Raw genomic sequence first — 21981 nt, forward strand, 5'->3', positions numbered from 1 at the left:
GCCCCGTTCGTCCTACCCGCACCGCCCACCAGGCCCCGCCCTGACCGGCGGCCCGGCGCCACCCCCGCCGGGCCGCCGCGGCGACCCACCCGTCGCCCCGCACCACCAGAAACGAGCACCACCCCCATGCCCGCTCCCCGCACCACGCTGCGCGTCAAGTCCCCCCAGCTCCTCGTCGCCGAATCCGGCGCCGACCGCGAGGGCCACGGCCTGCGGCGCACCATGGGCCTGTCCCAGCTGATCTGCTTCGGCGTCGGCGCGATCGTCGGCACCGGCATCTTCGTCGGCCTGTCCGGCTCGGTCGCCCAGGCCGGCCCGGCCGTCGTCGTCTCCTTCGTCCTCGCCGCGATCACCTGCGTGTTCACCGCCCTGTCCTTCGCCGAGCTGGGCGGCGCGATCCCCGTGTCCGGCTCCTCCTACTCCTTCGCCTACGCGGGCCTCGGCGAGCCCACGGCCTTCCTGGTCGGCTGGTGCCTGCTGCTGGAGTACGGCGTCTCCGTCTCGGCCGTGGCCGTCGGCTGGAGCCAGTACGTCAACGAACTGCTGCACGGCCTCACCGGCCGGCAACTGCCCGCCGTGCTCAGCGCCGGGCCGGGCGACGGCGGCATCGTCAACCTGCCCGCCGTGATCGTCATCGCGCTGGCCTGTCTGCTGCTGGTGCGCGGCGTGCGGGAGAGCGCCCGGGCGACCGCCGCCATGGCCGCCGTCAAGCTCGCGATCCTGCTCGCCTTCTGCGCGATCGGCTACAGCGCGTACAAGGACGGCAACCTCACCCCGTTCTCCCCGGCCGGGCTCGGCGGCATCGGCGCGGGCACCACGGCCGCCTTCTTCTCGTACATCGGCTTCGACGCGATCACCACCGCGGGCGAGGAGGCGAAGAACCCGCGCCGGGACGTCCCGGTCGCGATCCTCGTCTGCATGGGCCTGGTCACCCTGCTGTACTGCGCGGTCGCCGTCGCCGCGATCGGCGCCGTCGGCGGCGACCGGGTGGCCGGCCGGCCCGCCGCGCTGTCGTACGTGGTCGACGGGGTCACCGGGTCCACGATCGGCGGCGGGATCATCGCGTTCGGCGCGGTCGTCGCCATCGCCTCGGTGGTGCTCGCCGTGATGTACGGCCAGACCCGCATCCTGATGTCGATGTCCCGGGACGGTCTCGTCCCGCGTGTCTTCGAGAAGGTCTCCCCGCGCACCGCCACCCCGGCCGCCGGAACCCTCGTCGTCGCCGTCGTCTTCGCGCTCCCGGCGGCCTTCGCCTCGCTGGACGCCGTGATGAACCTGTGCACCATCGGCACGCTCGCCGTCATGGCCGTCGTCAACATCGCGGTGATCGCCCTGCGCCGCCGGGAACCGGGACTCGCCCGCACCTTCCGGGTGCCGCTGCACCCGGTGCTCCCGCTGCTCGGTGTCGGCTTCTGCCTCTATCTGATGTACGAGACCGGCCCGCGGACCTGGATCCAGTTCGCGGTGTTCCTCGCCGTGGGGCTGCTGGTGTACCTGGGCTACGGCCGCCGGCACTCCACGCTCGCCGGGACCACCCGCGCCGCCGAGGTCACGTCCGACGCCGCTGACGCGGCACGGCAGGCAGCCTGAACCACACCGCCTTGCCGGACTCGGTGGGGCGGTGGCCGCAGGACGAGCTGAGGGTCCGGATCAGCAGCAGTCCGCGCCCGCCCTCCTGCCACAGATCGGGCTCCTCGGCGCTCGGACGGGTCAGGTTGCCGGGCGGCGCCGGGTCCGGGTCGTGCACCTCGACCTGGCAGCCGGACGGCCGCACCTCCACCACCAGCTCGATCGGGCCGCGCCCGGTGGTGTGCTCCACCGCGTTGGCGACCAGCTCCGCCGTCAGCAGCTCCGCGGTGTCGCGGTCGGCCGCGTGCTCCAGCTCCGCCAGGGCGTTGCGCACCAGGGCACGCGCGACCGGCACGGCCGCGGTGGTGTGCGGCAGCGCGATGCGCCAGGAGGCCGAGGCGGAGGGGCGTTCGTGCACGGTGGTTCCGTTCATGGAGCAGGCTGTCCAGCTTGCAACCTCAGAAAGGGTACGGTGCCCGTTCCCTGATGGACTGGACGGGTACCGTCCGGGGCGTTCGGCCCCGCTGTGAGCTGGCCTACCCGGGCCGGCGGTCCACCTCGCACCTGCGGTCACATTGTTACCGGGCTCTTGACGAGCCGTGACGGATGTGGCCGGATCTCGACGCTCCACGGCCCCGCCCAGCCCCCGCTCTGTCGCGCTGTCCTGACGGTGGTCAGAATTCGGTGATAGCTTCTCGGGGTAGAGCTACGTGAGGAACCGTCCGCGCCCGAGGAGGCCGCACCTCATGAGCCCCTTCACCGGCTCCGCCGCCCGCACCGCCGCCTGGGACCACCTCAGGGTCGACCGCGCCGAGGGCGTCGCCACCGTCACCCTCGCCCGCCCCGAGAAGCTGAACGCGCTCACCTTCGGCGCCTACGCCGACCTGCGCGACCTGCTCGCCGAACTGTCCCGCGAGCGGTCCGTGCGCGCCCTGGTGCTGGCCGGCGAGGGACGCGGCTTCTGCTCCGGCGGCGACGTCGACGAGATCATCGGCGCCACCCTCGCCCTGGACACCGCCCAGCTCCTCGACTTCAACCGGATGACCGGCCAGGTCGTGCGGGCCGTAAGGGAGTGCCCGTTCCCGGTGATCGCGGCGGTGCACGGGGTGGCCGCCGGTGCCGGGGCCGTGCTGGCGCTTGCCGCCGACTTCCGGGTGGCCGACCCGAGCGCCCGGTTCGCCTTCCTGTTCACCCGCGTCGGACTGTCCGGCGGCGACATGGGCGCCGCCTATCTGCTGCCCCGGGTCGTCGGCCTCGGCCACGCCACCCGGCTGCTCATGCTCGGCGAACCGGTGCGGGCTCCCGAGGCCGAGCGGATCGGCCTCATCAGCGAACTGGCCGAGGACGCCGACGCGGCGGCACAGGCACTCGCCAGGCGGCTGGCCGCAGGCCCGGCCCTGGCCCACGCGCAGACCAAGGCGCTGCTCACCGCCGAACTGGACATGCCGCTGGCGGCGTCGGTCGAACTGGACGCCTCGACCCAGGCGCTGCTGATGAACAGCGAGGACTACGCCGAGTTCCACGCGGCCTTCACCGAGAAGCGCCCCCCGAAGTGGCGGGGGAGGTGAGCGTCGATGCCGACCTCGGGCGAGCCGCCCTTCGGGGCGGTGCGAGGCCGAGTCGATGGGGGGCTCCGCCGCGGGGCGCGACACACCACGGCTGACCCGCGGCCGCCGACGGCGACCGGCGATCCGCGACGCATAGCGATCATCGGTGGCGGTCCCGGCGGCCTCTACGCGGCCGCACTGCTGAAACGGCTGAACCCCGGGAGGGACGTCACCGTCTGGGAACGCAACGCCCCCGACGACACCTTCGGCTTCGGGGTCGTCCTCTCCGACGAGACCCTGGGCGGCATCGAACACGCGGACCCGGTGGTCCACGAGGCACTGCGACGGGAGTTCGTCCGCTGGGACGACATCGACATCGTCCACCGCAACACCCGCCACACCTCGTCAGGACATGGCTTCGCCGCGCTCGGCAGGCGACGGCTGCTGGAGATCCTGCACGAACGGTGCCGCGCCCTCGGCGTCGACCTCCGCTTTCGCAGCGAGGCGCCGCACCCGGCGCGGCTTGCCACGGCGTACGACCTGGTCATCGCCGCCGACGGTGTGCACAGCACCACCCGTGAGGCATACGCCCATGTGTTCCGCCCCCATGTGGTCGGCCACCGGTGCCGCTACCTCTGGCTCGCCGCCGACTTCGCCTTCGACGCCTTCCGCTTCGAGATCGCCGAGACCGAGCACGGCGTCATGCAACTGCACGGCTATCCGTTCGCGGCCGACGCCTCCACGGTGATCGTGGAGATGCGCGAGGAGGTGTGGCGGGCCGCCGGCTTCGACGGACTCGGCGCACAGGAATCCGTCGAGCGCTGCGCCAAGACCTTCGCGGACGCGCTCGGCGGACGGCCGCTGCGCTCCAACAAGTCCGTCTGGACCACCTTCCGCACGGTCGTCAACGACCACTGGTCGCACGGCAACGTCGTCCTGCTCGGCGACGCCGCCCACACCGCCCACTTCTCCATCGGCTCCGGCACCAAGCTCGCCGTCGAGGACGCCCTGGCCCTGGCCGCCTGTCTGACCGAGCACCCCACTACGGCCGGGGCGCTCGCGGCCTACGAGGCCGAGCGCAGACCGGTCGTCGCCTCCACCCAGCGCGCCGCCCGCGCCAGCCTGGAGTGGTTCGAGGACCTTGACCGGTACCTCGACCAGCCGCCCCGCCTCTTCGCCTTCAACCTGCTCACCCGCAGCCGCCGCGTCACCCACGGCAACCTGCGGCTGCGCGACGCCCGCTTCACCGAGGCCGCCGAGCGCGCGTTCGGCTGCCCGCCGGGCACACCGCCGATGTTCACCCCGTTCCGGCTGCGCGGCCTGACCCTGCGCAACCGGGTCGTCGTCTCGCCCATGGACATGTACTCGGCCACCGACGGCATCCCCGGCGACTTCCACCTCGTCCACCTGGGCGCCCGCGCCCTCGGTGGTGCCGGGCTGCTGATGACCGAGATGGTCTGCGTGAGCGCCGAGGGGCGGATCACCCCCGGCTGCACCGGCCTCTACACCGGCCGGCAGGCCGAGGGCTGGCGGCGGATCACCGACTTCGTGCACGCGCGGGCGCCGGGCACCGCGATCGGCGTGCAACTCGGCCACAGCGGACGCAAGGGCTCCACCCGGCTGATGTGGGAGGGCATCGACGAGCCGCTGCCCGAGGGCAACTGGCCGCTCGTGGCCGCCTCGCCGCTGCCGTACAAGCCGGGCAGCCAGACCCCGCGCCCGCTCTCCCGCGCCCAGCTGACCGACGTCCGCGAGCAGTTCACGGCCGCCGCCCGGCGGGCCGCCCGGGCCGGCTTCGACCTGCTCGAACTGCACTGCGCGCACGGCTATCTGCTGTCCGGCTTCCTGTCCCCGCTCACCAACCGGCGCACCGACGCCTACGGCGGCTCGCTCGCCAACCGGCTGCGGTTCCCGCTGGAGGTCTTCGACGCGGTGCGCGCGGTGTGGCCCGAGGAACGGCCCATGACCGTGCGCATCTCCGCCACCGACTGGGCCGACGGCGGGACCACGGCCGAGGACGCCGTGGCGATCGCCCGCGCCTTCGCCGCGCACGGCGCCGACGCGATCGACGTGTCGACCGGGCAGGTGGTGGCCGACGAGCGGCCCGAGTTCGGACGGTCGTACCAGACGCCGTTCGCCGACCGCATCCGGCACGAGACCGGTGTCCCGGTGATCGCGGTCGGCGCGATCAGCTCCTGGGACGACGTCAACTCCCTGATCCTGGCCGGGCGCGCCGACCTGTGCGCGCTGGCCCGGCCGCACCTGTACGACCCGAACTGGACGCTGCACGCGGCGGCCGAGCAGGGCTACGAGGGGCCGGGCGTCGGCTGGCCCGCGCCCTACCGGGCGGGCAGCCGCCCCCCGCGCACCGGGCGCACGGACGCCCCCAAGCCCCGGCTCACCCTGGGGAACTGACCTGCGCCCTGCCCGCGCTGAGCACGCCACCGCCCGCCGGGCCGATCAGGACGGACCGGCCGGCGCGGCGGGAGAACGGCGCAGTCATCGCGGGCGCCCCGGCCCCGCCGCGCGCAGGCCGGTCCGGGTCCTTCGCGGACGGCTCGGTCCTCTCCCCGAGGGACGCGACGATCACCCGCACAGCCCGCTGGGGGTTCCACGAGTGACGCGTGATGCGGCCGGAACCAGGCCCCACGGCCTCGCCGGGACCAGGCCCCATGCACTCGCCGGGTCGGGCCCGACGGCCTCGCCGGGATCGGGCCCCACGGCCTCGCCGGGACCAGGCCCTTATGCACTCGCCGGGTTCAGGTTTCCACGAACTCGGCCCCCGCGTCCCGCAGTCGCGCGTGCAGCGCGTGGAACACCTCCGCCGAGCGGGCGCCCGGCCAGCCCGTGGGCACCAGGTGCGCCGGCAGCCCGGGGTCGGTGTAGGGCAGGCGCCGCCAGGAGTCCAGGGCCAGCAGATAGTCGTGGTACGCCTCCTCGGGCGGGGTGTCCGCCCGCCGCTGCCAGGTCTGCAGCACGGGCGCGTGCGCGTCCAGGAACTCCTCGTGCTCCTTGGCGATGGCGGCCAGGTCCCACCAGCGGGCGACCGCCTCCACGGTCGGCGCGAAGCCCAGGTGCTCACCGCGGAAGAAGTCGACGTACGGGTCGAGGCCCAGCCGCTGGAGGGTGTGCCGGGCCTCCGTGTGCAGCCGCGCCGGAGCGATCCACACCCCGGGCGCCGCCGTGCCGAAGCCCAGGCCCGCCAGCCGGGAGCGCAGCACATGCCGCTTCTGTCGCTCCGACTCCGGCACGGAGAACACGGCGAGCACCCAGCCCTCGTCACCCGGCGGCGCGGACGCGTAGATGCGCAGATCGCCGTCGTCGAGCAACTGCCGTGCCTCCGGGGAGAGTTCGTACCCGGCCGCGCCCCGCTCCGTGCGGGCGGGCAGCAGCAGCCCGCGCCGTTTCAGACGGGACACCGACGAGCGCACGGACGGCGCGTCCACACCGACCGCGGCCAGCAGTCGGATCAGCTCGGCGACGGGCACCGGACCGGGCATGAAGCGGCCGTACGCGCCGTAGAACGTGACGATGAGGGACCGGGGGGCGTGCTGCTCGGACACGTTGATCATCTTAGGTCTTCGTGATCATTACGGGTCACCTTGGGTGCGGAGGGCGCGGAGGGCGCGGAGGGCGCAACGGCACGGAGGCGGAAACGCTGGAGCTTGCCGGTCGCCGTGCGCGGCAGCGCGTCCAGGAAGACGATCTCCCGCGGGCATTTGTAGGGCGCCAGCTCGGACTTGACGAAGGCCCGCAGCGCGTCGGCGTCCCGCGCGGCCCCCTCGGCCAGCACGGCGTACGCCACCACCACCTGGCCGCGCGCCTCGTCGGGCCGCCCGACCACCGCGGCCTCGACCACGTCCGGATGGCGCAGCAGCGCGTCCTCGACCTCCGGGCCCGCGATGTTGTACCCGGCAGAGACGATCATGTCGTCGGCGCGCGCGACGTACCGGAAGTAGCCGTCGGGCTCCCGGACATAGGTGTCGCCGGTGATGTTCCAGCCGCCGCGCACATAGACGCGCTGCCGTGGGTCGGCGAGATAGCGGCAGCCGACCGGGCCGCGCACGGCCAGCAGCCCCGGCCGGCCGTCGGGCACCGGGTTCCCGTCCGCGTCCTGTACGCGCGCGTGCCAACCCGGCACGGGCACCCCCGTGGTGCCGGGCCTGATCCGCTCGTCGGCGGCGGAGATGAAGATGTGCAGCAGCTCGGTGGCGCCGATGCCGTTGATGATGCGCAGCCCGGTGCGCTCGTGCCAGGACCGCCAGGTCGCCGCCGGCAGGTTCTCGCCCGCCGAGACACAGCGCCGCAGCGACGAGGTGTCGTGTCCGTCCAACTGGTCCAGCATGGCGCGGTAGGCGGTCGGCGCGGTGAACAGCACGGACACCCGGTGCCTGGCGATCGCGGGCAACAGCTGCCTGGGTCCGGCCTGTTCCAGCAGGAGCGCGCTGGCGCCGGCCCGCATCGGGAAGACCACGAGCCCGCCGAGGCCGAACGTGAAGCCGAGCGGGGGGGCTGCCCGTGAACACATCGTCCACATGGGGGCCGAGCACATGTCTGGAGAAGGTGTCCGCTATGGCGAGCACATCCCGGTGGAAGTGCATACACCCCTTCGGGCGGCCGGTGGTGCCGGAGGTGAACGCGATCAGCGCGATGTCGTCGGCGGCGGTGCGCACGGCCGGGTACGGGGTGCCGGGCGCCGGGAGGTGCAGCAGGTCGTCCGGCGCGTCACCACCGTACGTCGTGATGCGCAGCCCGGGGCACCTCGGCCCTCGCGAGGTCGGCCACGGACCGGATGTCGCACAGGGCGTGACCCACCCGGGCGATCTCGCAGATGGTGGCCAGCTCGTGCGGGCGCTGCTGGGCCAGCACCGTGACCGCGACGGCGCCCGCCTTCAGCACCGCGAGCCAGCAGGCCGCGAGCCACGGAGTGGTCGGGCCGCGCAGCAGGACCCGGTTGCCGGGGACCACGCCGAGGCCGGCGGTCAGCACATGCGCGAGGCGGTCGACCCGGGCGCGCAGCTCGCCGTAGGTCCATGAACCGTCCGTGGGGGTGTGGAACACCGGGCGCGCCGGATCGGCGTGGTCCAGGAGTTCCGCTGCGCAGTTCAGCCGGTCGGGGTAGCGCAGCTCCGGCAGGTCGAAGCGGAGCTCGGGCCACTCGTCGGGCGGCGGGAGGTGGTCGCGCGCGAAGGTGTCCACGTGCGCCGAGACGTTCATGGCGTCTCCCCCCTTGCCGGCCGGGCTCGTGGTGGGCTCGCGGATCGAGCGTATCGTGTCGGTGACGACAGTCAATGGCCCGCGATACCGTCGGGGTGGGGTCATGCGACCCGCCGTGGAGGGAGGAACGGCAGTGCCCGCATTCTCACTCGAACCCGAGCAAACCGCCTGGTGCGCCCGGTTGCGCACGCTCGCCGCGCAACGGCTGCGCCCGCTCGCCGAAAAGGGCGAGCCCGGCCGGGTCAACCGTCCGCTCGTCGCCGAACTCGGCCGACTGGGGCTCATCTCCCGGCTGTTCGACTCCGGCGCCCTCGACCTGTGCCTGATGCGGGAGTCCCTGGCGTACGCGTGCACGGAGGCCGAGACCGCGCTCGCCCTCCAGGGGCTCGGCGCCCATCCGCTGCACGCCCACGGCACCCCGGCCCAGCGCGACCGCTGGCTGCCGCGGGTCGCCGACGGCAGCGCGATCGCCGCGTTCGCCCTGACCGAGCCGGGAGCGGGGTCCGACGCGGCGGCACTGACCCTGCGAGCGGAGGCCGAGAACACGCGGGACACGTGGGATGCTTCGGGCGTGCGGGATGCTTCGGACTTGCGGTACGTTTCGGGCGCGCGGGACCGGCAGGGCGTGCGGGATGCGCAACCGGCCTTGCGGGGCGGCGAGTTCGGTGGTGGGCCGGTGGCCGAGGGTGACGGTGTTCGGCGGTGGCGGCTCACCGGCGCGAAGTGCTGGATCTCCAACGCGCCCGAAGCCGACTTCTACACGGTGTTCGCGCGCACCACCCCGGGCGCCGGAGCCCGCGGCGTGACCGCCTTCCTCGTGCCGGCCGACCGGCCCGGCCTCACCGGAACCGCCCTGGAGATGCTGTCACCGCACCCCGTCGGCACCCTCGACCTCGACGCCGTACCGGTCACAGCGGACGATGTGCTCGGCGTGCCCGACCGCGGCTTCCGGGTCGCCATGGGCACCCTGAACCTGTTCCGTCCGAGCGTCGGCGCCTTCGCGGTCGGCATGGCACAGGCCGCACTCGACGCCACCGTCGACCACACCCGCCGAAGGGACGCCTTCGGCGGCAAGCTGAGGGACCTGCAGACCGTCGCCCACCAGGTCGCGGAGATGGCCCTGCGCACCGAGGCCGCCCGCCTGATGGTGTACGCGGCGGCCACGGCGTACGACGAGGCCGCGCCGGACGTCCCGCGGCGCGCCGCGATGGCGAAGCTGCTCGCCACCGAGACCGCGCAGTACGTCGTCGACACCGCCGTCCAACTGCACGGCGCCCGCGCGCTGCGCCGGGGCCACCTCCTGGAGCACCTGTACCGCGAGGTACGCGCCCCGCGGATCTACGAGGGCGCGAGCGAGGTCCAACGCGGCATCATCGCCAAGGAGTTGTACGCCCCGCACGCCGCATCGCCCACTTCCCAGGAGGCCCCGTGACGGCCGAGCGCGTCAACCCGCCCGACCTCTCCCCGCCCGTCGGCTTCTCCCACGCCGTGGTCGCCACCGGCACCCGGCTGGTCTTCCTGGCGGGCCAGACCGCGCTCGACGCCGACGGAAAGGTCGTCGGCGACACTCTGCCCGAGCAGTTCGAGCGGGCACTCGGCAACCTCCTCAGCGCCCTGCGCGCGGCCGGCGCCACCCCGGCCGACCTCGCCCGGATCACCGTCTACGCCACCGACGTCGCCGCCTACCGCACCCACGCCGCCGAACTCGGCCACATCTGGCGGCGGTTGGCGGGACGTACGTATCCGGCGATGGCCGTCGTCGAGGTGGTGCGGCTGTGGGACGAGCGGGCCATGGTGGAACTCGACGGCTTCGCCCTCCTCGACTAGGCGCTCCGCCAGGCGCTCCGCCAGGCGCTCCGCGGGGTGAGCGGTAGGGGGTGGTTGTGCGGCTGCGGGTGTGTGGTGGCTCGTCGCGCAGTTCCCCGCGCCCCTATGGGGGCTGTGACGCGCCACCGATGGGGTGATGTCAGGGGAGTGGGTCCGGGCAGGCGGTAGGACCTGAGGTGACCCCCACCAGTTCACGATCTCGGGAGGTACCCCATGCCCGTACGCCCCGTTCTCGGCCCGGCCGTCGGCGGCGTCGTGCTGCTGCTCGGTGCGCTCGCGCCGGTGACCGCTGCCGCCGCCCCCGCCGAACGCGTCACCGTCGACTCCGTGGGCCGGGTCGCCGCCGACGGCACCGTCGTCCTCAGCGGCACCTACCGGTGCGGCGCGGGCATCGGCCCGGTGTTCGTCACTTCCTCGATCAGCCAGGAATCCACGCCGGCCCGCTACGGCGTCGGCGGCACCCGCGCGCTGTGCGACGGCGCCCGACACCGCTGGGAGAACTCCGGCACGGTGCCGTCGGACCGGATCGCCCCCGGGGCGGCGCACGTCGAGGCCACCCTCATGGAGCTGCGCCCGCAGGGCGGCCTGCCGCTGCCGTACTTCCACGCCACCGGTCGGCAGGATGTGACACTCGTCGCACGCTGACCCGCGCCCCCCGGCGCTCGTCCACCCCGGCCGAACGAGCGCCGGCTCACCACCCCGTAGGCCGTCTCCTCGACGGCACGGGAGCCGAGCCGTCCCGCTACGGCGCCGGACGGGATTCGTCGCGGCGCAGGGCGCGGGCGCACGCGCCGATGACCAGGGCATTGACCAGCGCGCCGACCGCGACCACCGCGACGAACGCCGACACATGGTCCGGCGCCACGATCAACAGCAGGAGGCTGGCCGGCGCGGTGACGAGCAGCGGGACGACGCCCGCCATGGACTCGCCCGAGCTGTCGCCCACGCTCACCACGACGGCCCACACCAGCAGCACGGCGCAGACCGCCAGATAGAGGCGGGCGACGGCGGTGCCGAGGGCGTCCCGCACCCGGCGCCGTACGCGGACGGTCATCGGTGGTTCTCCTCGTCCCTCCGGACCGGGTCCCGCGTCGCGGGTGCCACGGTGCCCACGGCGTTCGGGGCGTCCACGGCATGCAGGGTGTACACGGCGTACAGGGTGTCCGCGTCGTCCCGGCCCAAACCCGGCCCGGTGTCGTCCCGCCGGAACGCGGCACGGCCCGTGGCCCGGCGGTGGTGAGCGTGCCGGTCGGTCCGTCACGAGAGGCGGCCTAGGACAGCCAGGTCGTGGCGAGCCGGCAGGCGAGGGCCGCGGTGGCGATGAGCACGACGTTCAGAGCGATCCGGCGGTCGCCGAGGCTCAGGTGGACGCCGATCGCACCGATCTGCAGCAGCACGAACCCGATGGCCGCGGCCAGGGCCAGCCAGGGCGCGACGCCGGTCAGCGGCGGCAGCACGAGCCCGATCGCGCCGAGTACTTCGAGGACCCCGAGGGTCCGCACGGCCGGCATCGGTATGCGGTCCACCCAGGCCATCATCGGCCGCAGCCCCTCACGGGTCCTGATCACCTTGAGCCCGCCCCCGTAGAGGTAGAAGAGGGCGAGCAGGCCGGCGACGATCCCATACGCGACGTTCATGATCCCCATCTGTCGTGGTCGGTGGTCGGTGCTGCGGACACCGGGGCCTGCGCGAAGTCGTCGGCGGGCTCGGTCGCGTACCGGCTCATCGTCCGCACGCTCGCCTCCGGGGTCGGCGCACCGCCGCCCGCGATCATGTCCCGCAGGTCGCGGAAGTACTGCACGTACAGGTCGGGCGTGAACGTGCTGAGCATGACGGCCGGCCGGTCGGTCGGGTTGGCGAAGGTGTGCGGGGCGCCGGGCGGGATCATCACGAGCGTCCCCGCCATCGCGTCGTACGTCCTGCGCCCCACCGTGAACCGCACCATGCCGGAGACGACGTAGAAACCCTCGTCGTGCCGGGCGTGCCGGGCGTGGCGGTGCTGCGGCGGGCCGTCGGTGTGCGGGGCGAGGACGCTCTCGGCGATTCCGAGGCGGTGCCCGGTGGTGCTCCCGTCTTCGAGGACGCGCATGCGCGTGCTGCCCAGCAGGATCGTCTCCCCGTCGTCCGGGCCGACCACGGATACGGCGGGGTCGGCCGGCTGCCGGCCGGTCATCGGTTGGTCCGTCATGCTCCGATTCCACCGCGCGGGCACCGCCGCCGGCCAAGACCGATTAGGTGACGCCGATACCCCACGGGTAACGTCGCAGGTCATGGAGCTGCGCACGCTGCGCTATTTCGTGGCCGTCGCCGAAGAGCTGCACTTCGGCCGGGCCGCCACCCGGCTGCACATGAGCCAGCCGCCGCTGAGCCGGGCGATCAGGCAACTGGAGACCGAGATCGGCGCCGCGCTCCTCCACCGCTCCGCCGCCGGCGTCACGCTCACCCCGGCCGGCACGGCACTGCTGGAGGAGGCGCGTGCCCTGCTCGACCGGGCCGAACGGGTACGCGTGCGCGTGGCCGCCGCGGCCGGCACCGCCACCCTCACCGTCGGCATCCTCGGCGACAGCACCGACCCCGGCGCGAGACGGCTGGCCGCCGCCTACCGCAGGCGGCACCCGGGCGTCGAGGTCCGCGTCCGCGACACCGACCTGACCGACCCGACCTGCGGGCTGCGCGCCGGACTGGTGGACATCGCGCTGACCCGCGCGCCCTTCGACGAGACCGGCCTGACGGTGCGCGAGCTGCGCGCCGACCCGGTGGGAGCGGTGCTGCGCGCCGACGACCCGCTGGCCCGCCGCGACCGGCTGCGGCTGGCCGATCTGGCCGACCGGCGCTGGTTCCGGTTCCCGGACGGCACCGACCCGCTCTGGCAGGCGTACTGGAACGGCGGCGAGCCGCGCGAGGGCCCCGTCGTGCGCGCCGTCCAGGAGTGTCTGCAGGCCGTGCTCTGGAACGGCACGGTCGGGATGACCCCGCTCGGCCACGAACCACCCGGCGAACTGGTCGTGGTACCGCTGACCGACATGGCGCCGAGCCGCGTGGTGGCGGCCTGGAACGAGAACGACCCGAACCCCTTGCTCGGGTCGTTCGTACGGACCGCGACTGCCGCCTACCGGTCCTGAACGCCGGGGACCCCTCCGGGCCCCATGAGGAGGGCGTCTACGGCGGCGCCCCAAAAGGGACCCAAAAGGGGCGCGTGGAACGGCGCGCTCAACCCCAACGCACCCGCGCCCGCCCGAGGGCATGTCATGGCACCCACGAACTGCACGGTCAGGCTGGTCAGGCGCGGGACCTCCGCCCGGCCCGCCCCTTGCGCAGGAACCGCCGCAAAGGGGTCTCCGGCCAGGTGTTGATCACATCGTCCCGGGTGAGCCAGCCGCGCTGCGCCGTACCCACGCCGTAGCGCATGTTGGCCAGGTGCAGCACGGAATGCGCGTCGCTGTCGACGGCGAACTTCACTCCATGTCGCCGGGCCCGCAGGATGTCCTCGTCGCGCAGATCGAGCCGGTCCGGATGGGAATTGATCTCCAGCGCGGTGCCGGTGCGCGCACACGCGGCGAACACCTCGTCGAGATCGGCGTCGAGAGGCGGCCGCTTGCCGATGATGCGGGTGGTGGGGTGACCGATGACGTTGACGTACGGGTTCTCGCAGGCCCGCACGAGCCGCCGGGTCAGCTCCCCGCGGGTCTGGTTGAAGTGCGAGTGCACCGAGGCCACGCACACGTCGAAGCCGGCCAGGAACTCCTCGGGCCAGTCGACGCCGCCGTCCGGGTCGATGTTCAGCTCCACGCCGTGCAGCAGCCGCATGCCGCGCCGCCCGCCCCGCCCGCCGAACGTCCCGTCGAGCTCCCGCACCCGCTCGCGCTGGGCCAGCATCCGCTCCTCGGTCATCTGCTGCATGTACAGGTTCGGCCCGTGGTCGGTGATCGCGTAGTAGGCGTAGCCGCGCTCGGCCGCCGCCTCGGCCATCTCCTCCAGCGGCGCGAGCCCGTCGGTCAGATCGGTGTGCGTGTGCAGGTCACCCCGCAGGTCCGGCTCCCGCACCAGGTCGGGCAGCGCGTCGCGCAGCCCGGCCTCGATCTCCCCGCGGTCCTCGCGCAGCGGCGGCGGGATCCAGGGCAGTCCGAGCCGGGCGTAGACCTCCTCCTCGGTCTCGGAGACGATCTTCTGCCCGCTCTCGACGTCGAACAGCCCGTACTCGGACAGCTTCAGCCCCTGGTGCACGGCCAGCTCCCGGGTGCGGATGTTGTGGGCCTTCGAACCGGTGAAGTACTGCAGCGCCGCGCCCCAGGAATCCGGCGGCACCACCCGCAGGTCCACGGCCAGCCCCTTGACGGTGCGTACCGAGGTCTTCGCCCGGCCGTGCGCGATGACCTCGGTGACGTACGGCAGACCGGTGAAGGCGTCCATCACCGGACCCGACTCCTCGGCCGCGACGAGGACGTCGATGTCCCCGATCGTCTCCCGTACACGGCGTAGCGACCCGGCGTAGGTGCAGCGGCGGCAGCCGGTCACGTGGGACAGCTCCCCGACGATGTCGTCGGCGAGGTCCATCGCCACGTCGAGCAGCACCCGGTCGCCGGAGGACTGCAACAGCTCCACGCCGTGCAGGATGTTCTCCTCCGTCCTGGGGCCGAAGCCCTTCAGGTCGCGCAGCTTCTCGGCGTGGATCGCGTCGACCAGCTCGTCGACCGAGGAGATGCCGAGTTCTTCGTAGACGGCCAGCGCCTTCCTCGGGCCGAGCGTCGGGATGGCCGTCAGCCGCCGGACCCCGGCCGGGATCTGCGCGCGCAGTTCGTCCACCGCGGACACGCTGCCGGTGCGGAAGTACTCGGTGACCTTCTGCGCGATCGACGTGCCGACTCCTGGGATCTCCCGCAGTCCCTTGGCGTCGAGCGTGGACACGTCGGCGTGGTAGCCGCCGATGGCGCGCGCCGCCTTCTCGTAGACGCGTGCCTTGTAGGCGTCTCCGCCGGTGATCGAGATCAGGTCCGCGTACTCCTGGAACAGCGCCGCGACCTCGTCGTTGGACCGAGCCATGCGCCCCGAGTAGGCAGGAAAGCCGGGTTCATTCCTTCCCGCACGCGCCGGTCACGCCCGGGCGCGCCAGGGAGCCCGGCGCGCCGGTCGACCTCGTGGATTTCCGCCGTACGGAGGGCTTCAGCGGCGTCCGATGGCGTACGGCGGCGTCCCATGGCGTCCGGCGGGGTACCGACGGCGTCCCCTGGCGTTCGGCGGCGTACCGGCGGCGTGCGAGGGCGTACCGGCGGCGTGCGAGGGCGTACCGGCGGCGTGCGCGGGCGTACCTGCGGCGTTCGAGGGGCGCGGACGGGCATGAGCGGCGGCGGCAAGGGGCATTCAGTAGCTATGGAAGGCGCGCCTGTGATTGTGCAGCCGCCGAGCCCTGACGGCGGCAGGCGGGTCACGATCCGCGGCGAGTACGTGGGCACCGCGTATCACCTGCTCGATCTGGTCGAGTTCCTGCGCCGGACCGGCCTGCCCGAGACCGATACGACGCTCGACGACCCGGCCCTGATCGAGTGGCGCGGCGGCGGCCCGAAGGCATGGACCCCAGCGGAGTGACCCACCACACCCCTGCACGGCACTGAGCCGGTGCCGCCGGTGACACGCGTCCTGTCGCCCGGCCGAGCCGTGCCCTCCGCGCCGCTGGTACGGCCCCCGGTCCTCTGCGGGACCCATCTGAGGTCACCGCCGGTACTCACCCGGTCCTCCCATGCCGCCGCGCCCCGGCCGCGCCCCGCCGCGCCCCGCCGCGCCCCGGCCTCGCCCCGCCGCCCCGCAGGTCGCGGCCGCTCTGCGACCACTCGCCCCCTTGGCCGCCGTGGCGACGGCGCGGCGTGCCCGCGACTGACGCCGCACCGCGGCGAGTCCCACCGGCACCCGGTGACGTCGGGACGGCCCGCGACGGATCGTCCAGGGTCAGGACGCACGTCGGCCGCGTCCTCATGAAACCCGGACCGCGCGACCGCACCCAGGCAACCGTCGTCGCCTACGAGAGCGGGGCTGGTGGTGCCGGGCCCCACGCCGCGCTGACGTAGCTCCGCAGAGCCAGGCGGAGACTTGGCTCCCTCGGGGGACGCGGGCCAGGAGCACGGACCGCGACGCTGGTGACGAGTCAGAGGCGAGCAGACCGACTCGTCACCCACCGCACAGCTCAGGAGCAGCCCCATGTCCGCGTCCGCCAGTACGCCCCAGCGGGCAGTCCGCCCCGGCCGGGTGAGAAGGGCCCTTCGCCTCGCCGTCGCTCTGATCGCCTCGCTCCTGGCCTTCCTCGTCGCCGCGATCCTGCTGGGCGCCTACGTTCCCGCCATCCCGAAGGCGGGCGTCATCGGCCCGGTCCTGGGCGGTCAGTATCCGTTCCACATGGCGCTGTTCGCTCTCGCCGGGCTGCTTCTGGGGGTGCTGGTGCGGCGCAGCGGCCTCGTGCGCCGGGGCGGCACCCTCGGCGTGATCACAGCGGTGACAGCTCCAACGCACCCTGCTCGTCGTCGGCGACCGCGACCGCGGCGCACCGCCCCGAACCGTCGAAGACCTCGGCGCCGCTCTCCGTGCCGAGGGCGTCGACACCACGATCAGGAAACTCCCCTTCGCCGAGCACGCCTTCGACGACGCCTACGGAAGCATCACCTCCCAGACCAGCCGTCAGATCCTCCTCACCTTCCTGACCCGCTGACCCTCCGATCCGAAGGGAACCTGCCCCCATGTCACACCCGAACCCGCCACCGCACCCCTCCCGGCCCCGATACCCCGGAGCCCGGAGAGGCCACGGCGACCGACCGTCGTCAGATGTCCCGGAAGATTTCGATCTGGGCGCCGATCGAGTTGAGGCGTTCGGCGAGGTCTTCGTAGCCGCGGTTGATGACGTAGACGTTGCGCAGCACCGACGTGCCCTCGGCGGCCATCATCGCGAGCAGGACGACCACGGCGGGGCGCAGGGCGGGCGGGCACATCATCTCGGCGGCGCGCCAGCGGGTGGGGCCCTCGACCAGGACGCGGTGCGGGTCGAGCAGTTGCAGCCGGCCGCCCAGTCGGTTGAGGTCCGTCAGGTAGATCGCACGGTTGTCGTAGACCCAGTCGTGGATCAGGGTTTTGCCCTGGGCGACCGCCGCGATGGCCGCGAAGAAGGGCACGTTGTCGATGTTCAGGCCGGGGAACGGCATCGGATGGATCTTGTCGATCGGCGCCTCCAGCTTGGAGGGCCGCACGGTCAGGTCCACCAGACGGGTACGGCCGTTGTCGGCGACGTACTCGGCGGTGCGGTCGTGGTCGAGTCCCATCTCCTCCAGGACCGCGAGTTCGATTTCCAGGAACTCGATCGGCACCCGGCGCACGGTCAGCTCCGACTCGGTGACCACGGCGGCGGCCAGCAGGCTCATCGCCTCGACCGGGTCCTCGGAGGGCGAGTAGTCGACGTCGACGTCGATGGTGGGCACGCCGTGCACGGTGAGCGTGGTGGTGCCGATGCCCTCGACCCGCACGCCCAGCGCCTCCAGGAAGAAACACAGGTCCTGGACCATGTAGTTGGAGGAGGCGTTGCGGATCGTGGTGACGCCGTCGTAGCGGGCGGCGGCGAGCAGCGCGTTCTCCGTGACCGTGTCGCCGCGCTCGGTCAGTACGATCGGGCGGGCGGGACGCACGGACCGGTCCACCGTGGCGTGGTACTGACCTTCGGTGGCGGCGACCTCCAGACCGAACCGGCGCAGCGCGATCATGTGCGGTTCGATGGTGCGGGTGCCGAGGTCGCAGCCGCCGGCGTAGGGCAGCTTGAAGGCGTCCATGCGGTGCAGCAGGGGGCCGAGGAACATGATGATGGAGCGTGTGCGGACGGCCGCCTCCGCGTCGATGGCCTCAAGCTCCAGCTCGGCGGGGGGCACGATCTCCAGATCGACCCCGTCGTTGATCCAGCGGGTGCGGACGCCGATGGAGCTGAGCACTTCCAGCAGGCGGTACACCTCTTCGATGCGGGCGACCCGGCGCAGCACCGTGCGGCCCTTGTTCAGCAGCGTGGCGCACAGCAGGGCCACGCAGGCGTTCTTGCTGGTCTTCACGTCGATGGCGCCGGACAGGCGACGGCCTCCGACCACCCGGAGATGCATGGGGCCCGCGTAACCCAGCGACACGATCTCGCTGTCCAGGGCTTCGCCGATTCGGGCGATCATCTCAAGGCTGATGTTCTGGTTCCCGCGCTCGATCCGGTTGACGGCGCTCTGGCTGGTGCCGAGTGCCTCCGCGAGCTGTGCCTGTGTCCAGCCGCGGTGTTGCCGGGCGTCACGGATGAGCTTGCCGATGCGTACGAGGTAGTCGTCTGCCATGAGGTTGAGGTTATCTCAGATATGAGATGGCACCCGCTGGGGGGTCCACCAGGGTGATGGGACGTCAGTGTCCCCTGATGCCAAGGGTGATGTGGCAGATTCAGGGTAACCGGACAGAGTGATAAATCATTAGATGTCCCGTTATATCGCGCATGCGTGTCGACTTCGAACGCGCGTCCACTCTGGCATCGCGCACGGCCCCCCGCATCGGCCGCCGTCCTCATGCCGGCCCCCGCTCCCCCGGGTCGGCACCGCCCCCGTGTCGGCGCCCGCCTCCGGGTCTGCCCTCGCCCCCGTGCTGTCGGCATGCGCACCCGCACTCGCGCCTGTATGTGCGGACGGTCCGGGCATGACCATCGCGGCCCCATGTACTAGAGTTATCTCGACATCGAGATATCTGCCGAGGGCACCACAGCCGCCACCCGGGTAAGGATTACCTAACTTAGCCTTACCTTAGCGGATCGGCCCCGTGGCCGTGGCGGCAGGATCGTGGTGGTACGCGCACATCAATGAAGGAGACTGTCGTGTCGGCGAACAGCTTCGACGCCCGCAGCACACTGCAGGTGGGCGACGAGTCGTACGAGATCTTCCGGCTGGACAAGGTGGAGGGCTCGGCCCGCCTGCCCTACAGCCTCAAGGTCCTGCTGGAGAACCTGCTCCGCACCGAGGACGGCGCGAACATCACCGCCGACCACATCCGCGCCCTCGGCAGCTGGGACTCCAAGGCCCAGCCGTCGCAGGAGATCCAGTTCACCCCGGCCCGTGTGATCATGCAGGACTTCACCGGCGTCCCGTGCGTCGTGGACCTCGCGACCATGCGCGAGGCCGTCAAGGAACTGGGCGGCGACCCCGCCAAGATCAACCCGCTGGCCCCGGCCGAGCTGGTCATCGACCACTCCGTCATCGCCGACAAGTTCGGCACCAACGACGCCTTCAAGGCGAACGTCGACCTGGAGTACGGGCGCAACAAGGAGCGCTACCAGTTCCTGCGCTGGGGCCAGACCGCGTTCGACGAGTTCAAGGTCGTCCCGCCCGGCACCGGCATCGTCCACCAGGTGAACATCGAGCACCTGGCCCGTGTGGTGATGGTGCGCGACGGCAGGGCCTACCCGGACACCCTGGTCGGCACCGACTCGCACACCACGATGGTCAACGGCCTCGGCGTGCTCGGCTGGGGTGTCGGCGGCATCGAGGCCGAGGCCGCCATGCTCGGCCAGCCCGTCTCCATGCTCATCCCGCGCGTCGTCGGCTTCAGGCTGACCGGTGAGCTGCGGCCCGGCACCACCGCCACCGACCTCGTGCTCACCATCACCGAGATGCTGCGGGCGCACGGCGTCGTCGGCAAGTTCGTGGAGTTCTACGGCGAGGGCGTCGCCGCCACCTCCCTCGCCAACCGCGCCACCATCGGCAACATGTCGCCGGAGTTCGGCTCCACCGCCGCGGTCTTCCCGATCGACGACGAAACCCTGAACTACCTGCGCCTGACCGGCCGCAGTGACCAGCAGGTCGCGCTGGTCGAGGCGTACGCCAAGGAGCAGGGTCTGTGGCTGGACCCGAAGGCCGAGCCGGACTTCTCCGAGAAGCTGGAGCTGGACCTGTCGACGGTCGTCCCGTCGATCGCAGGACCGAAGCGCCCGCAGGACCGCATCGTCCTCGCCCATGCCGCCCAGCAGTTCAAGTCGGACGTGCTCAACTACGTCGACGTGGTGGACGAGGCGGGCAAGGAGTCCTTCCCTGCCTCCGACTCCCCGGCGGTCGCCCCGAACGGTGCCCCCTCCAACCCGGTCCAGGTCACCGCCCCCGACGGCACCACCTACACCCTCGACCATGGTGCGGTCACGGTCGCGGCCATCACCTCCTGCACCAACACCTCCAACCCGTACGTCATGGTCGCCGCCGCGCTGGTGGCCAAGAAGGCGGTGGAGAAGGGCCTGACCCGCAAGCCGTGGGTCAAGACCACCCTTGCCCCGGGCTCCAAGGTCGTCACCGACTACTTCGACAAGGCGGGCCTCACCCCGTACCTGGACAAGGTCGGCTTCAACCTCGTCGGCTACGGCTGCACCACCTGCATCGGCAACTCCGGGCCGCTGCCGGAGGAGGTCTCCAAGGCCGTCAACGACCACGATCTCGCGGTCACCGCGGTGCTGTCCGGCAACCGCAACTTCGAGGGCCGGATCAACCCCGACGTCAAGATGAACTACCTGGCCTCCCCGCCGCTGGTCGTCGCGTACGCCATCGCGGGCTCCATGAAGGTGGACATCACGCGTGACGCCCTGGGCACCGACCAGGACGGCAACCCGGTCCACCTGAAGGACATCTGGCCGAGCGAGGCCGAGGTCAACGACGTCGTCGCCAACGCCATCGGCGAGGACATGTTCGCCAAGTCGTACGAGGACGTCTTCGCCGGCGACGCCCAGTGGCAGGCGCTGCCGATCCCGACCGGTAACACCTTCGAGTGGGACGCCGAGTCGACGTACGTCCGCAAGCCCCCGTACTTCGAGGGCATGGGCATGGAGCCGGCCCCGGTCGAGGACATCGCCGGCGCCCGCGTCCTGGCCAAGCTGGGCGACTCGGTCACCACCGACCACATCTCCCCGGCCGGCGCCATCAAGGCCGACACTCCGGCCGGCAAGTACCTCACCGAGCACGGTGTGGAGCGCCGTGACTTCAACAGCTACGGCTCACGCCGCGGCAACCACGAGGTCATGATCCGCGGTACGTTCGCCAACATCCGCCTGCGCAACCAGATCGCGCCGGGCACCGAGGGCGGCTACACCCGCGACTTCACACAGGACGGCGCTCCGGTCTCCTTCATCTACGACGCCTCGCAGAACTACCAGGCCGCCGGCGTCCCGCTGGTCGTCCTGGCCGGCAAGGAGTACGGCTCCGGCTCGTCCCGCGACTGGGCGGCCAAGGGCACGGCCCTGCTGGGCGTCAAGGCCGTCATCGCCGAGTCCTACGAGCGCATCCACCGCTCCAACCTCATCGGCATGGGCGTGCTGCCGCTGCAGTTCCCGGAGGGCGCCTCCGCCGAATCCCTCGGCCTGACCGGTGAGGAGACCTTCGCCATCTCCGGCGTCACCGAGCTGAACGACGGCACCACGCCCCGCACGGTCAAGGTGACCACCGACACGGGCGTCGAGTTCGACGCGGTCGTCCGCATCGACACCCCCGGTGAGGCCGACTACTACCGCAACGGCGGCATCATGCAGTACGTGCTGCGCAGCCTGATCCGCAAGTAGGCACCGGCGGAACCGGACCCGGGCGGCGATCGTCCCGGCTTCCGGCAGCCGACACTCAAGGGCCGCATCCCCAAGGCGAGGGGGGTGCGGCCCTTCGCCGCGTCTCCTGCGCGCGGCGGCTCCCCGCCTCGGCTCGATGTCCTGGTCATCACCGACCCTCAGGCTGAACACGGGCTTCCCCCAGCGGACCGGGACAGGATAGGTACATGGCTGACAGCCATGAGCCGCGGACCGGCCGTACCCGTG

At 72.3% G+C, this 21981-nt stretch carries 17 protein-coding genes and 1 pseudogene; 9 read left to right on the forward strand and 9 right to left on the reverse strand.

What is annotated here, in order from left to right; all coding sequences use genetic code 11:
* Nucleotides 1–126 precede the first annotated feature (126 nt).
* Nucleotides 127–1590: an amino acid permease gene (locus AC27LF_RS04715; protein ID WP_479661597.1), complete on the forward strand. Its 1464-nt coding sequence runs from the start codon at nt 127–129 to the stop codon at nt 1588–1590.
* Here the strand turns inward: AC27LF_RS04715 and AC27LF_RS04720 are convergent.
* On the reverse strand, nt 1550–2002 hold the full coding sequence (locus AC27LF_RS04720) for an ATP-binding protein (RefSeq protein WP_479661596.1): 453 nt from the start codon (nt 2000–2002) through the stop codon (nt 1550–1552). The genes AC27LF_RS04715 and AC27LF_RS04720 overlap by 41 nt on opposite strands.
* A gap of 313 nt (nt 2003–2315) precedes the next feature.
* Between AC27LF_RS04720 and AC27LF_RS04725 the strand changes: the two genes are divergently transcribed.
* Together AC27LF_RS04725 and AC27LF_RS04730 are read left to right on the forward strand one after the other, a co-directional pair.
* The gene (locus AC27LF_RS04725; protein WP_479661595.1) at nt 2316–3137 is read left to right on the forward strand and encodes an enoyl-CoA hydratase family protein; all 822 of its coding nucleotides are present in this window, start codon (nt 2316–2318) and stop codon (nt 3135–3137) included.
* A 6-nt stretch (nt 3138–3143) separates the two neighbouring features.
* Entirely contained in the window at nt 3144–5531 is a 2388-nt protein-coding gene (locus AC27LF_RS04730) for a bifunctional salicylyl-CoA 5-hydroxylase/oxidoreductase (RefSeq protein ID WP_479661594.1), read from the forward strand.
* A gap of 344 nt (nt 5532–5875) precedes the next feature.
* On the opposite strand, the gene AC27LF_RS04735 is transcribed toward AC27LF_RS04730, so the two are convergent.
* Nucleotides 5876–6688, reverse strand: a complete 813-nt coding sequence (locus AC27LF_RS04735) for a PaaX family transcriptional regulator (protein ID WP_479661593.1) — start codon at nt 6686–6688, stop codon at nt 5876–5878.
* A pseudogene (locus tag AC27LF_RS04740) lies at nt 6685–8333 on the reverse strand (AMP-binding protein). Before AC27LF_RS04740 ends, AC27LF_RS04735 begins: the two are co-directional and overlap by 4 nt.
* Before the next feature lie 133 nt (nt 8334–8466).
* Between AC27LF_RS04740 and AC27LF_RS04745 the strand changes: the two are divergent.
* The 3 genes from AC27LF_RS04745 to AC27LF_RS04755 all read left to right on the forward strand — a co-directional run bounded on the left by AC27LF_RS04745 (nt 8467) and on the right by AC27LF_RS04755 (nt 10805).
* On the forward strand, nt 8467–9765 hold the full coding sequence (locus AC27LF_RS04745; RefSeq protein WP_479661592.1) for an acyl-CoA dehydrogenase family protein: 1299 nt from the start codon (nt 8467–8469) through the stop codon (nt 9763–9765).
* Complete coding sequence (locus AC27LF_RS04750) at nt 9762–10160, forward strand: RidA family protein (RefSeq protein ID WP_479661591.1); 399 nt, start codon at nt 9762–9764, stop codon at nt 10158–10160. The genes AC27LF_RS04745 and AC27LF_RS04750 overlap by 4 nt, the downstream gene beginning before the upstream one ends.
* Before the next feature lie 213 nt (nt 10161–10373).
* The gene (locus tag AC27LF_RS04755; protein WP_479661590.1) at nt 10374–10805 is read left to right on the forward strand and encodes a DUF6299 family protein; all 432 of its coding nucleotides are present in this window, start codon (nt 10374–10376) and stop codon (nt 10803–10805) included.
* A gap of 97 nt (nt 10806–10902) precedes the next feature.
* Here the strand turns inward: AC27LF_RS04755 and AC27LF_RS04760 are convergent, their stop codons facing one another.
* The 3 genes from AC27LF_RS04760 to AC27LF_RS04770 all read right to left on the reverse strand — a co-directional run bounded on the left by AC27LF_RS04760 (nt 10903) and on the right by AC27LF_RS04770 (nt 12348).
* Nucleotides 10903–11214 carry an SCO4225 family membrane protein gene (locus AC27LF_RS04760; RefSeq protein ID WP_479661589.1) on the reverse strand — a complete coding sequence of 104 codons (312 nt, stop codon included), beginning with the start codon at nt 11212–11214 and terminating at the stop codon, nt 10903–10905.
* Between the two features lie 217 nt (nt 11215–11431).
* Nucleotides 11432–11797, reverse strand: a complete 366-nt coding sequence (locus AC27LF_RS04765) for a DoxX family protein (RefSeq protein ID WP_479661588.1) — start codon at nt 11795–11797, stop codon at nt 11432–11434.
* Nucleotides 11794–12348 carry a cupin domain-containing protein gene (locus AC27LF_RS04770; protein WP_479661587.1) on the reverse strand — a complete coding sequence of 185 codons (555 nt, stop codon included), beginning with the start codon at nt 12346–12348 and terminating at the stop codon, nt 11794–11796. Before AC27LF_RS04770 ends, AC27LF_RS04765 begins: the two co-directional genes overlap by 4 nt.
* A gap of 82 nt (nt 12349–12430) precedes the next feature.
* Here AC27LF_RS04770 and AC27LF_RS04775 point away from each other — a divergent pair, with 82 nt between their 5' ends.
* Nucleotides 12431–13282, forward strand: a complete 852-nt coding sequence (locus AC27LF_RS04775) for a LysR family transcriptional regulator (RefSeq protein WP_479661586.1) — start codon at nt 12431–12433, stop codon at nt 13280–13282.
* A 157-nt stretch (nt 13283–13439) separates the two neighbouring features.
* On the opposite strand, the gene polX is transcribed toward AC27LF_RS04775, so the two are convergent.
* A complete protein-coding gene (polX, locus tag AC27LF_RS04780) occupies nt 13440–15200 on the reverse strand; it encodes a DNA polymerase/3'-5' exonuclease PolX (RefSeq protein WP_479661585.1) in 1761 nt (586 codons plus the stop codon).
* Between the two features lie 327 nt (nt 15201–15527).
* Between polX and AC27LF_RS04785 the strand changes: the two genes are divergently transcribed.
* Nucleotides 15528–15743, forward strand: coding sequence for a hypothetical protein (locus AC27LF_RS04785; protein WP_404038153.1), 216 nt, complete (start codon nt 15528–15530; stop codon nt 15741–15743).
* 889 nt (nt 15744–16632) lie between these two features.
* Here the strand turns inward: AC27LF_RS04785 and AC27LF_RS04790 are convergent.
* Entirely contained in the window at nt 16633–16779 is a 147-nt protein-coding gene (locus AC27LF_RS04790) for a hypothetical protein (protein WP_479661584.1), read from the reverse strand.
* A 184-nt stretch (nt 16780–16963) separates the two neighbouring features.
* Complete coding sequence (locus AC27LF_RS04795; RefSeq protein ID WP_479661583.1) at nt 16964–18493, reverse strand: helix-turn-helix domain-containing protein; 1530 nt, start codon at nt 18491–18493, stop codon at nt 16964–16966.
* Between the two features lie 524 nt (nt 18494–19017).
* On the opposite strand from AC27LF_RS04795, the gene acnA reads away from it, so the two are divergent.
* Entirely contained in the window at nt 19018–21735 is a 2718-nt protein-coding gene (acnA, locus tag AC27LF_RS04800) for an aconitate hydratase AcnA (protein WP_479661582.1), read from the forward strand.
* The last annotated feature ends 246 nt before the right edge of the window (nt 21736–21981 follow it).

It is taken from the genome of Streptomyces diversicolor, from assembly GCF_057537855.1.